Source organism: Vibrio taketomensis (genome assembly GCF_009938165.1).
Classification (GTDB): Bacteria; Pseudomonadota; Gammaproteobacteria; order Enterobacterales; family Vibrionaceae; genus Vibrio; species Vibrio taketomensis.
The window spans coordinates 1,466,162-1,478,474 of the sequence record NZ_AP019649.1; the positions used below are offsets into that span (position 1 = coordinate 1,466,162).

Below are 12,313 nucleotides of genomic sequence, written 5' to 3' on the forward strand. Positions count from 1 at the left end.
GATAAAGGAAAACGATACCAGATGAATGTAAAGACTAATGAGAATGTATCGTAGGCTTGAATTATCTCATAATGAAAGTTGGGTGGGTTTTGAAATGAGGGTGACAAATTAGTCACACCAACTGGACAGTTAGTTACTCCTCAACAAGTAATTACAGGGCTCGCACTGTTAGAAATACAATCAGAGCTAGAGATCAAAACAATGAGCAAGTTACTGCAATATGCGAGGGTTATTGCAAAATCAAATAACGAAAGCCCTCGTGGTTTGTCGTATATCAATACACTTATGATAAAATAATATCAGTTTTGTTAGGCTAGTGATTGATTATGAAAGAAATTTTAGATGCGTTAATGATAAGAATAAAAGTCCATTTTGGGCTAGCTACGATTTTTACATAGAGCAAATGCAAAAATATCATTAAATTTTGTCGTTGATAAGCCAGAAAAGTTAAGGATGATCGACGAATTTCATTTTGATTTTAAAGTAGTGTTGTGGTGTCTATTTTTCGCAATCATTTACGTTATATTATCGGATTGGTTGCAATTGATTATCGACTTTTAGTTAAAAGTCTCGTGAATTGAGAAAATTCAAGCTTATACATCGCAGTCTAAACTTGCTCAAGCTGAATATAAGTCGACGAAAGAATATGCTGGAAAGTTGATCGATCAAGAGTTGGTTGACTGGGAAGGGCAAGGGCAGATCTAATTAAAGAGTTAAACGAGCTCAAACATGACTTTAAGCTGACATTGAATGAATCTAAACAAGAGTTCGAAAGGAAGCTTTGGAATCAAAAGAAGTATGAATCAATATCTATTAATGATGAAACACAAATTCATATCAAACGTTATTAGGTGATCACGATGAACTTCGAAGACAGGTATCATTCTTGATGGCCGAACTAAAAAGTAAGAAGACCAACTAATCGACCAAAGAAGCCTAAGTGCGCAGACTACTAGAATCAATTCGTGAATTTAACGATACAATGAAACAAACAAGCCTTTCGGAGGTTATACTCTTGGCGAAATGAGAGGTGTAGATGAACGACGTAAAAAGTATCAGAGATACTGCAACAAGCTGAGTTCATCAATAACGTACAATCAAATAATAAGCTAGAAATGACGTTCAATTAGAAGACTCTAAGGTCTCGTGATTGAGTGCATATTCAAGCATTTTGAGGTGAAGTTTCACCCCGTATGGATTGAACGGGTGATCTGCTACCACTAAAGAATCTAAAAATGTTCGAAATCTAATTGAATTAGATTCTCAGGGTAGTCGTATCGATAGCCTTTTACTATTGTCCCTTAAGAATTGGCACAACTCTGAGTTACCAGTTGTCGAAACTTTTTCTATGATGGCATATCCATTCTTATGGTTCATTTTGACCATTACGTTACAAAATCCGCCATTACCGTCATACTCCATACCTAATATCGCTGATAAGCCTTTCCTTGATGTAGGCTGCAACTCTATTGCCATCCGCATCATCCGCAGCTAGTTTGAACGGTAAGCTAATAAATGCACATAGCATAATCATACGAAACATAATAAACCCTCACTGCAATAAATGAGCAAATATCATCGGATGCGCCTTATACAGGTACACCGAAAAAGTGACACCAAGCATAAAACCAATTAGAAGCGGGATTACTGGCAAAGATGTGTTGGTGAATTGATTGATTTTTCTATAAGGCTTAGGGTCATAAACGTAATCTTTTCGGCGCTGATTCAATCGCCTAATCTTATTCATAGATTTTGCTCAAATGTTAAATAGACCCAATCTCACAAACAAACAAAAACAAAACAAGCAATAACCAAATTACCGAGCGAGCGCCAATATGTGGAAAACTTTGGATAACAAAAACACGTTATCAAGAGTTTACCACAAATGGCTATCAACCTCACTACACGCAGGTTAGTTTGTGCTCCGCACCTAATAATGTTTTGTTTTTTAAAGAAATGACATGCATACCAAACTTAGAACGCCTCTATTGCATTGGTGGCCATATTAACTAACGACATATCTTACATTGGGTTAGATGGGACTGCATTTGGTTTTCATCTGGCGGAGCTAGCGCGCAAGTCACTTGAATCGTTTTATTATCCTGAGTAGTTAACCAAGCAAGGCAAGGAGGTCGGCGTTACTGTAATTGCGTAGTACGAGTAATCGAAACTACGATGATAGCGGTCGTGTAAGGCGTAATCGTAAGTCAAAGACCCATCATCTTTACGCCAAAGTACATAACCTGAGATATACACACCTTGCAGATAGTCAGGAACGGAAGGGACCAACACCTGTTTGGTGTCTTGAGTCAGTTTGGCTGCTTGAGTTACTACTTCGGTAGCTGGCGTTTCGACAATCACTTCCTCATCTGCAAAGGCACTTTGAAAGAAGTAGACCGCTAGCCGACGAACAGCAAAAAGAAAAGTAACTGAAATTTTGGGAAGGTGGCTTTTCTTTTGGCAACTTATTTCATCTAACTGTATTTTCATTTCAGGTTCCAATTCTTCATCTTCTTCCGTGTTTTCATAATCAGGAAGAACGACATCAGGATAATACTTGTCACGTATCAACTGGTATTTACGCAAGGTTACACCTGGCAACAGAGTGTAGGGCGCACGCATATCATCTCGACCATTGAGATGTTCATACTTAATTGGAATAATTGGTTGGTGTCATATGTGCCGAAGTATTGAGTCGGACGGTACATTTCAGAGCGGTAGTTTTATTACCTTGAGTTTTCTTTCCTCGACGATAACCAGCAGAGTTAATGTGTGGCAGTATTTTGGATTCGGTTTCGGTGCCTTTGGATTTAATTATGTTGTATATGTCATTACAGGTCTGAAAAGATGCCAAGACGAAAATGATCCTCGAGTACAACAAATGAATTCTTCACCAAGACCTTTAAGAATCTGTTTATCAACAGACTCAGGGTCTTGAGTTGCCAAATAAATATCCCATCCTTTTTACGAATTAAGCGTAGATAAGCAATCCATTTAGGACGGTCTTTGTCGTTCCAATCACGAGTTAAGAAGATGGATGTTTCATCTAAGAACAAACCACCAAGCTTTTTCTTTTCGCCATAAGGAGCACCACGACCAAGAGCAATAATATCCTCCAGTCGTGGAATATCTGGAAGTCGAGTAATAGGTGTATTGAAGTTTGGTGATAAACGCTCAGGAAGACTTGAACGTTTGTCGCAACGCGAGATCCACGACGCAGGTAATCCTGCATTTTCTTAGCAAAGAAAATACCTTTACCAGCACCAAGGTTCCATATACCCAATAACACGGCATTACTTAGCACCCAACTTAATAATTTTGGTCTTCATCAAGTAAACCTGAGCAATGACATGAGCAGAACCAATTGCTGACATGCACTGACCTATGTTACCCGGTAACAACGCTAAAACCAGCCACATTACCTGTTGGGTAACCGGAGAGAAACTAACGACGGCAACAATCGACCCCATAAACGCAATGTATAATGCGATATAGAGGAAATCACAGCACCTAAAAAGTAAGTCGACTTGTCACCTCAGCGGTCTTGATACCAATGAAGCCCGCTAACCAACCACCTAAACGTTCAAACAATAAACGCATCATCATGAAGCCCTCACTGTACGATTAAACAGAACGTAGATATAAAGCATCGTTGATAGATATAACGCCCATTCAATTGTAGGGCGGAATATGGATTCCCAAGGCTCACAATGCTTATCAAAACAATGGTTTTGGTTAGTCGACCGATAAATGTTTCACTAAAGCCTAAACAGGCACCACCACCAAATGTAAAGTATCCAAAGGGATTCCATTCCATCGAGGGAACATCAGGTGAGAGGTTCTGTTCAATAAAATCACTGTAAGGCACTAGCAACAGCATCGGTATGCTTTGTTAATGCATCATCTACCGAACCAAGGCCATCAGCAGCATCCTGAAAATTCTTAGTTTGAACCTCCTCAAACTCAGTGCGAGTCATGGGACCGATAACCGGAAGAGGTACAGGAAAGGGTAACTCAGGGTCAGGATTCGGGTCTGGGTCTGGGTCAGGATTTGGGTTCGGGTCAGGATTCGGATTTGGTTTATCACCGGGCAAAACCTCAGTACCCGGTAAAGGCCACTCTTGAAATCCTCCCGGCGTTCCCGGTAACGCACCAGGTAAAGCCAACCTTCAGGCCAAGCACCTGGTAATTCACCCAGCCAATCATCATATTCTGGTTTTGGCGTATCAACAGGGCGCTTATGGGATGCGAATCCGGCAACTCTTTAGGATAAGGGTTGGTCAAAGGCTTTGGTGGCGCAAATGGTTGTGTTAACGGTTCAATATCTGGAAACCATTTCGGGTCAGGGTGTACTGATGGAATGTCACTGACATCAGGCTCAGGAAACCAAACATCAGGACCAAAATCAGGCGGTGATGCCCAAAATTCGTTAGCAAATTGTTCATCAGAAATCTTGACGCCAGCGCGTTGTAGGTCACCGTCATTAATAAACAATACGCCATGATGGCTAGGATTTTTTATCAACAGACACCCATACATGCCAACCGTTATCGTATTCGAGATATTCAGAACCAGAAGCTTGAGCAGCGGATTGCTGAAGTGCAAAACAACCCTCTAAACTATATGCAACACCATAAGAGCCTGAACTTATTATTTCGACACTGAATAAAATTAGTGGACACTTTTTCAGTATTTAAGACACCGACCTCAGTAGCAACATATCCTAATGCTGTAAATACAATCGCCCATTTAGCCGATGATTTAGCATGCTTTAGCCAATTCGATTTCGTCGAACTTGCATTACACGCAAAGACAGGGTCGTTAGCTGCCCAAGGTTTTTACCACATATCGACTTAGAGACAATCTTGTCAGTCGCAACTGAAACGGCGACACCGCAACGATATCGAGAGCAACACCAGCGAACAAAGAAGTGCAGCATTAGCGCGTTGAACTGGAAAATAGAGACAAAGAAGCAAAGTGAATAAACAGCGATTCTTTTAGTAGTAGTTTCATCCCAAACCCACTAGAAAAAGGCGGAAGAACCCGCTTGTAATGAGCTAACGTGAAAACAATTAGCTTGCAGCGGAAGCGATGAAACCTTTGACAAGATTCATGCCTACGGTAACCAAGAACGACAGCGAGAACGGGTGAAACCAGCACCAGCAGCAATGGCCGCATCCGTTAACACCATTCGAGATAGCATCAACAGCCGCTTGGTCAAGTGCCGCATTAGCAGTTGACGAAGCGACAGTCGCAGTCACGGTCATAGCAGTGACAAGAACTTTACGATTTTTCAGAGATGAAGTTTTTGATTGTGTCTTTCATAAAATAATCCTCAATTGGACGTGCAGAAAGGATGATATTGCGTACGTGACGGAATAACATCCCAGTAGTTAAGCCAAAACCAACATACAAGCCTTGCGGAATCACAACGTTGAGAATGAAATTTAACTCATACATTTGAATTGAACCCCATAGCAAAGAGGAGCATATACCCCAAAGCAATATATATTGACTCAGTTGGCAGATTCGCGATTGTTTGGGTTGTTTCTACCATTACCTAAACCTCCAGTAGACACAGAACCCGATTAGGCCGAAAACAACAACGAGGCAAATAATAATGTGAGGAACGGCTGTAATCTTAACTCTATTTAAGTTCTGGAAGGAGAACAGGTGGAAACCAGTCAAAGATACGTGGCGACCTTCATCATTGCCGAAGCTGAACGTTTTGTACTCAACATCGAAATGAGTGCGCTTACCAATAAACTGCTTAAAGTGCTTACCACCTTCGCCGTTATTCCATAGCTCAGGACTGATTTTTACTTCAATAGTGGCAGTGGGATTGGTAGTAATTAGATTTAACTTACCAATTTGAGTTTGCTGACCCGAACCACGGTCAGTTTTGGTCTCTTGGATGATGTCACTATCATCTAGAATCAAACCTTCTAATTTCATCTTTTCGTTTCCTTCTGTTTTCAATTTTAAAGCGGAGTTATTGACACAAGTCCAAGGGCGATTTAGTGAGTCCACTGGACGGGCTAAGCCGTCCAGTGCGCCTCATTAAAGTCGCCAAAGAGCATGAGGCATTCCAACTCTTCGTAATAAGCGCATGCTCATACTCTTCGTAACGTTGCTCGCACATGCGGTGATATTCTTTCTCGCGCTCTAGTGCATCGAAGTAATCAACAACACCCGTCATAATGCGTTTTGAGCGGCTAAAATTTCTCTTTGTTCTCGGTTTCCCAATGACGAAACGAGTGCAAAGAAATACTTTCTAAACATAACGCCAGCAATCTTGCCTTGAGCCGCATCACCGAAGCGAGTGGGCGAATATTCGCCTGACTGCATTAACTTATCGATAGCATCAGGAGCGTCATATTGAACACGGATTGGTTGGTCTTTACGCTTGACGAACACGCCGCCCATTGCGTAACAAAATCCTTCCAATCACCGATATCAGCGGCTTTGCGGATTTTCTCTAATAGAAAATGTTCGGTTTCTGATAGGTCAGATAACACGGTATCGTCCTCTTTGAATTCTTCACGGAATCGGCGCATTTCACGCCAAGCCGTAACGGAAGGGCCACCAATGAATTGAAATTGTTTAACCTGATTAACACGAGACCAAGCAACAACACGCTCAGCAGCATCAATACCATTGAGAGATGAACCTTTGTCTGAATCGATATGTTTACCGTCTATGCTTTTACTTAGATATTTCGCAACATAACCAACCGCGCTACCTTTTGCAGGGTCGATATATTCAGCAGTAAAGCGGTGCTTCTTGGCGCCCAATTCTTTCGGAGAGTCCAAAACGCTAAACGCTTAAACTCACTGACAATGTCACGATGCTCAGGCAGCATGAATAGTAGATAGTGATGATGTGGTGTGCCGTCTTGATGTGGTTCGACAATACGCATGCCATAAACTTTGATATCTTTCTTCGGCAGAATTTTGCCGAGAGATTGCCATGAGATTAGATATTGATGCGCTTCTTTTGTCGGTTTACCAGCGTCAATCCATTTAGATTAACTGACCTTTCGATACGGCATGAAAGCGGCTAGGCTGTCGATGTATAAAACATGGCGCAATAGCCGTTTTCTTTAGCGATTTCCTCAAAACCACGGAGACGCACAAACATTTCACCACGTCGAATATCACGATTTGAAACTGACTTGTCTGAAAGCTCGGCTAACGTAAACCAGTTATCAGCGTTATCAACATCAAATGCGACCGTGTTTTCCAAGGCAATACGATTGAGGAATTACGCACGCTGGCGTAGAACTGAAAAATCAGAGCAATAAACTTGTTTTCGTTGAACAAGCGCCAAGTCTCTCGCGACCTGTTCAACAATGTAGGCGTACTTTTACGAAGTTGACGACGTAAAAGATTTCATCGCAAGCACGGTTAACTAATGAAAAAGTTCGCCATGTAATGCTTTTGATTTCACCAACTCCGGACGGAAACACAGGCCAATAGAATCTAATAATTGCGTAGCAACATGAAAGCGTTTAAATACAGAAGAGCACAACCGCTGGCATCACAAGGAATTGTTCGATTTCACGTTTAAATTGTTTGGACTTGTTATGAGCTAACTGAACTATCTCATCATCGCTCATCGCGGCACTTTTCTGATTAATCAACAAACGCTGATTTGCATCTTCAATAACCTGGAGCGCCTCAAGCGTATGTTTTGTTTCGCACATCTAGAAATGAACGAGTCATGTGACGACTGAAATCTCCGTGTCGATACGTGTTGATATAGAGCGGAGTGCGCCAATCTTCTAAAGTGTTGAACTGAAACAGCCCAACGCTCAGGAAGTTGTAACTTTCCAATGTGCTCACCGAACGCAGATAGGCGAGGTGACAACCGACCAAACGAAACCATACGCTTAGTGATTGGTTTCGGTGCATCACCATAATGGCGAGCCAGTTCAACAGTGGCGTGTATAGGTGCGTTTCGTTTGATGCGAAGTTAATTGAAATCATTGAGCGCCCTCAAGAGAAACTAACAACGCACGTTTGTTTTCATCTTCAGAACAAGATTGGATTTGAGCGTATTCAACGTGGGATATTTCGTTGTTAGACAAGGCATCAGCAATGAGCGGAACACACGAATCGTGACGAGAAATAGCTTTGACCACCTCATAGTCAAGAGGAGAAATGTCAGAATAAAGAGGCTATAAAAACGAGAACTAAAAGCAGTAACGCGAATAACAAGCAAAAGTAAAGTTCTGACAGTGTAAGCATATCAGCAGCCCTCAACGATTTTTGCATTAACCGCGTGAATAAGACGGCGCGTCATTTCACAATCAGCCGTGCACGGTGAGCTTTTAAATCAGAAACATCGATACCTTGTTGACGACAAGCATTAGTGAGATTGCCATCTAAGATTTTCATGATAGTCATCCCATTGACCGTAGAAACCGGCATACCAAACCATTGCACAATGAGACATTGAATAGAGAGCGATTGAGTCTCGAATAAGAACGTGTCTGAGCAGAAACGAAAGAGATTGAAGGATTAAGCGAATATCAAAATCTTCGTTGTAGATAACGAGCTCTTTGTCGCGTAAAAGTGGCTCAACATGACGTTCCCAAATGATTTTAAAGTTTGGAGAATCCTTACATCATCATTGGTGATACCGTGAATACGCGTAGCTTGAGCAGGGATAGGACAAGGTTGCATGAGAGAAGTAAACAAGACGTCACCAGTTAGTGCATTAATCATGATATTTCAACGACTTCGGAATTGTTATCCAAGCCAGTCGTTTCAGTATCAAGAATCACAGCATGGTAAGATCTAGTATTTCCATAGCAACCACCTTGAACAGTTGAAGTGAGCGACCAAGCAGAATGCTTCAAGGGCAACGCCAGCAGTCTAGATTCGATTTATCGAAACTCTAAATGCGATTAATCGGATTTACAAGATGCGAAAAATCGCAATTGAGCTACAATGGAGAAAATACGGAGGTGCTTATGTACGCAAACGAACTATTAGATGCCTATAAAAAGGCTCAAAACTACGTACAAGACAAACAGATTGCCCATGATTTAAATCTTGAAGCGAATAAGATTAGTAAAATGCGCAAAGGGATTCGTTATGTGTCTGATGAGGAAGCAATTTTTCTTGCTGAAGGCGCAGGAATTGAACCAGAGATAGCTTTGTTAGGATGTCACGCTGACCGCAATGATAATCCAGCAATAAAAGCACTGGAAGCATTGCAAAAAGTTTAACGGGCTGGGATTGTCAGGTATTTCAATGATTTGCGGCGGTTTGGCGTTGGTAATTTCAAGCCCTGTAAAGCATTATTACAGTGCGCATTATTATATTATGTTAAATGATATGTAAACAAACCCAAATCATTATCGCTTCATAGCTATCCTTCTCTCCTTGATTGTAGATGTATCTGGCTATTGTACTTAACATAATTGATTTACCATAAATACTTAATAATCATATGGTTATCTAAAGATACCAATATGGTTATTAAGATCTAACTATCTGTATTGTCGTCAAATCTCATTAGTTGTTTTGATTGTCTTTGGCGGTACTCATTTACTTTAGTTACTTTATGAGAGATTAGGCTCGACGGCCCAAATCTCTTGAATGAAAACTACCAATACGTTGGTCTCTATTAGTTAAAAACCAATTCTACGTTATAGCTTTGCTTTGATTGGCGATTAACAAATTCAACGTTTACGATGTTCTTGTATGGTAATTGCCAATGTTGTGGTTGTTTCAATTTCAGACCTTCGCTGACTAAATCCCATCTTTTATTTTCTGTTTTGATCTCGATGTTTCCATCGCTCACTTGAGCGCTAAATACGCTCTCATTCACCTCAAAATTACAAACTTCAGCTGCGTTACAGTTCACGACTGTTTTTGCTTCATAGGTAAACGTACGCCAGAAAAACACTACAATTAGCAGCGTTAACATGATGATTATTTGAGCAAAACGACCTTTGGTGAGTTTTTCTGCGGCCATATCGAACTTCTCTCCGTGCAACAAACTTCAAACTTTTAAAATAAAACGGCTATTCCCGACCTTTAGTAAGGTTACTACTCTGTCATTGAAATGTTAAATGCGGTAGTATTTATTCCTGAAAATGCCACTTTTTATTAAAAATTACCATGATTATTTAACCACTTAAGCTGGTCAAGTATTCGAAGGCAATTTGGGGGGCATTACGACATGTGTCGTGTTGGAAGTAAAGTGTAGTAATTAGCAAATTGGAAGCATATAAATATGAGCCAAGAAAAGCCGCTTGAACAAGACTACAACTATACTGTCGTTCGTCAGTTTACCTTAGTGACTATTCTCTGGGGTATTGTTGGTATGGCAGTTGGTGTCTTGATCGCCGCTCAACTAGTATGGCCACAGTTAAATTTTGATACGCCGTGGTTGACGTATAGCCGTTTACGTCCTCTTCATACTAATGCGGTTATTTTTGCGTTTGGTACCAGTGCATTGTTTGCAACATCCTATTATGTTGTACAGCGTACTTGTCAAACGCGTTTATTTGGAGGCCCTCTCGTACCATTCACATTTTGGGGTTGGCAAGCAATTATACTCGCCGCCGCAATCACTCTACCTCTCGGTTATACCTCTGGTAAAGAGTACGCTGAGTTAGAGTGGCCGATCGATATCGCTATTGCCATCGTCTGGGTTTCTTATGCAATCGTGTTCTTCGGAACTCTCATCAAACGTAATACCTCACACATTTATGTAGCCAACTGGTTCTTCGGTGCGTTTATTATCACCGTTGCAGTCCTACATATCGTAAACAGTATGGCGATACCTGTTGCTCTAGGTAAGTCTTACTCTATTTACGCCGGTGCAGTTGATGCGATGGTTCAGTGGTGGTACGGACACAATGCGGTAGGTTTTCTTTTGACTGCTGGTTTCTTGGGTATGATGTACTATTTTGTTCCTAAGCAAGCTGAGCGCCCGGTTTATTCTTACCGTCTCTCTATCGTTCACTTCTGGGCACTAGTGTCTCTATACATTTGGGCTGGTCCTCACCACCTGCACTACACAGCGCTTCCTGACTGGACCCAGTCACTTGGCATGGTGATGTCATTGGTGCTGTTTGCTCCTTCTTGGGGTGGCATGATTAACGGTATTATGACGCTCTCAGGGGCATGGCATAAGCTGCGTTACGATCCAATCTTACGATTCCTTATTGTTTCACTGTCTTTCTATGGAATGTCGACCTTCGAAGGTCCGATGATGTCTATTAAGACGGTTAACGCTCTATCCCACTATACCGACTGGACAATTGGTCATGTTCACTCAGGTGCTCTAGGTTGGGTTGCAATGGTATCGATTGGTTCGGTATATCACCTAATTCCACGACTATTTAACCAAGAACGTATGTATTCAGTTAGTCTGATTAATGCTCACTTCTGGTTAGCGACGATCGGTACAGTTCTGTATATCGTAGCTATGTGGATCTCTGGTGTAATGCAAGGTCTGATGTGGCGTGCAGTTAACTCTGACGGCACCCTAACCTACAGCTTCGTTGAATCGGTTCAAGCCTCTTACCCATTCTACACGGTGCGTTTCATAGGTGGATTTATCTTCCTATCAGGTATGTTCTTAATGGCATATAACGCATACAAAACTATCACTGCACCATCTCATAGCCTTCGAGCTATTGAGCAACCGGCATAAGGAGATTGAAGAATGAGCTCAAATTCTAATAATCGCCACGAAATTGTCGAACGCAATGTTGGTCTACTCGCGATTCTGATCGTTTTTGCAATCAGTTTGGGCGCTTTGGTAGAAATCACCCCACTGATTTTTCAAAAGCAAACCACAGAGCCAGTAGAAAATCTACGTGCGTATTCTGCTTTGGAAATGGAAGGCCGTGATGTTTACATTCGAGAAGGTTGTAACACCTGTCATAGCCAAATGATTCGCCCATTCCGCTCTGAGACTGAGCGTTACGGCCACTATTCTGTCGCCGGTGAAAGCGTCTGGGAACACCCATTTTTATGGGGTTCTAAACGTACTGGTCCAGATTTGGCTCGTGTTGGCGGACGTTACTCTGATGAATGGCATCGTGTTCACCTGATCGACCCACGCGAGTTGGTTCCTGAGTCAAACATGCCTGGTTTCCCATGGCTTGAAGAGAATTTCCTTGATGGCAAACTCACTCAGAAAAAACTTGAGATTTTCCGCAATCAGTTTGGCGTACCCTACACCGATGAACAGATTGCAAGTGCCGCTTCAGATGTAGAAGGTAAAACTGAGATGGATGCCATCATCGCTTATCTTCAATCTCTCGGTCATGCAATGAAGTAAGGAG

The 12,313-nt window shown here is 41.7% G+C and carries 12 protein-coding genes and 1 pseudogene; 3 read left to right on the forward strand and 10 right to left on the reverse strand.

Annotation, left to right across the window (positions count from 1 at the left end; all coding sequences use genetic code 11):
• Positions 1 to 2,097 precede the first annotated feature (2,097 nt).
• The 9 genes from Vt282_RS20015 to Vt282_RS20570 all read right to left on the reverse strand — a co-directional run bounded on the left by Vt282_RS20015 (position 2,098) and on the right by Vt282_RS20570 (position 7,988).
• Complete coding sequence (locus Vt282_RS20015) at positions 2,098 to 2,622, reverse strand: hypothetical protein (RefSeq protein ID WP_174855821.1); 525 nt, start codon at positions 2,620 to 2,622, stop codon at positions 2,098 to 2,100.
• Between the two features lie 1,232 nt (positions 2,623 to 3,854).
• Complete coding sequence (locus tag Vt282_RS06780; protein ID WP_162062937.1) at positions 3,855 to 4,094, reverse strand: hypothetical protein; 240 nt, start codon at positions 4,092 to 4,094, stop codon at positions 3,855 to 3,857.
• Between the two features lie 4 nt (positions 4,095 to 4,098).
• Positions 4,099 to 4,605, reverse strand: coding sequence for a hypothetical protein (locus tag Vt282_RS06785; RefSeq protein WP_162062938.1), 507 nt, complete (start codon positions 4,603 to 4,605; stop codon positions 4,099 to 4,101).
• A 678-nt stretch (positions 4,606 to 5,283) separates the two neighbouring features.
• Positions 5,284 to 5,460 (reverse strand): hypothetical protein, encoded by a 177-nt coding sequence (locus Vt282_RS06790; protein WP_162062939.1) that lies wholly within the window; start codon positions 5,458 to 5,460, stop codon positions 5,284 to 5,286.
• A gap of 96 nt (positions 5,461 to 5,556) precedes the next feature.
• Positions 5,557 to 5,955: a chemotaxis protein gene (locus Vt282_RS06795; RefSeq protein ID WP_232055136.1), complete on the reverse strand. Its 399-nt coding sequence runs from the start codon at positions 5,953 to 5,955 to the stop codon at positions 5,557 to 5,559.
• 392 nt (positions 5,956 to 6,347) lie between these two features.
• Complete coding sequence (locus tag Vt282_RS21220) at positions 6,348 to 6,812, reverse strand: replication endonuclease (RefSeq protein ID WP_269472608.1); 465 nt, start codon at positions 6,810 to 6,812, stop codon at positions 6,348 to 6,350.
• Positions 6,710 to 7,018: a replication endonuclease gene (locus Vt282_RS21225; RefSeq protein ID WP_332057958.1), complete on the reverse strand. Its 309-nt coding sequence runs from the start codon at positions 7,016 to 7,018 to the stop codon at positions 6,710 to 6,712. The genes Vt282_RS21220 and Vt282_RS21225 overlap by 103 nt, the downstream gene beginning before the upstream one ends.
• Before the next feature lie 41 nt (positions 7,019 to 7,059).
• Positions 7,060 to 7,245, reverse strand: a complete 186-nt coding sequence (locus Vt282_RS21230; RefSeq protein ID WP_269472609.1) for a replication endonuclease — start codon at positions 7,243 to 7,245, stop codon at positions 7,060 to 7,062.
• A 434-nt stretch (positions 7,246 to 7,679) separates the two neighbouring features.
• Entirely contained in the window at positions 7,680 to 7,988 is a 309-nt protein-coding gene (locus Vt282_RS20570; protein ID WP_232055137.1) for a hypothetical protein, read from the reverse strand.
• 989 nt (positions 7,989 to 8,977) lie between these two features.
• Between Vt282_RS20570 and Vt282_RS06810 the strand changes: the two are divergent.
• Positions 8,978 to 9,343 (forward strand): annotated as a pseudogene (locus Vt282_RS06810) (DUF3693 domain-containing protein).
• A gap of 293 nt (positions 9,344 to 9,636) precedes the next feature.
• Here the strand turns inward: Vt282_RS06810 and Vt282_RS06815 are convergent.
• The gene (locus Vt282_RS06815) at positions 9,637 to 9,987 is read right to left on the reverse strand and encodes a hypothetical protein (protein ID WP_162062239.1); all 351 of its coding nucleotides are present in this window, start codon (positions 9,985 to 9,987) and stop codon (positions 9,637 to 9,639) included.
• Positions 9,988 to 10,248: 261 nt separating this feature from the next.
• Here Vt282_RS06815 and ccoN point away from each other — a divergent pair, with 261 nt between their 5' ends.
• Both ccoN and ccoO read left to right on the forward strand, forming a co-directional pair.
• Entirely contained in the window at positions 10,249 to 11,676 is a 1,428-nt protein-coding gene (gene ccoN, locus Vt282_RS06820) for a cytochrome-c oxidase, cbb3-type subunit I (RefSeq protein WP_162046379.1), read from the forward strand.
• A 12-nt stretch (positions 11,677 to 11,688) separates the two neighbouring features.
• Positions 11,689 to 12,309, forward strand: a complete 621-nt coding sequence (gene ccoO, locus Vt282_RS06825) for a cytochrome-c oxidase, cbb3-type subunit II (RefSeq protein WP_162046378.1) — start codon at positions 11,689 to 11,691, stop codon at positions 12,307 to 12,309.
• Positions 12,310 to 12,313: the final 4 nt, after the last annotated feature.

What these genes read in the sequence shown, in the direction of transcription:
- ccoN (WP_162046379.1), top strand. Translation starts at nt 10,249, where the DNA reads ATGAGCCAAGAAAAGCCGCTTGAACAAGACTACAACTATACTGTCGTT.
- Vt282_RS06815 (WP_162062239.1), bottom strand. Translation starts at nt 9,987, where the DNA reads ATGGCCGCAGAAAAACTCACCAAAGGTCGTTTTGCTCAAATAATCATC.
- Vt282_RS06790 (WP_162062939.1), bottom strand. Translation starts at nt 5,460, where the DNA reads ATGTATGAGTTAAATTTCATTCTCAACGTTGTGATTCCGCAAGGCTTG.
- Vt282_RS20015 (WP_174855821.1), bottom strand. Translation starts at nt 2,622, where the DNA reads ATGCGTGCGCCCTACACTCTGTTGCCAGGTGTAACCTTGCGTAAATAC.
- Vt282_RS20570 (WP_232055137.1), bottom strand. Translation starts at nt 7,988, where the DNA reads ATGATTTCAATTAACTTCGCATCAAACGAAACGCACCTATACACGCCA.
- Vt282_RS06795 (WP_232055136.1), bottom strand. Translation starts at nt 5,955, where the DNA reads ATGAAATTAGAAGGTTTGATTCTAGATGATAGTGACATCATCCAAGAG.
- ccoO (WP_162046378.1), top strand. Translation starts at nt 11,689, where the DNA reads ATGAGCTCAAATTCTAATAATCGCCACGAAATTGTCGAACGCAATGTT.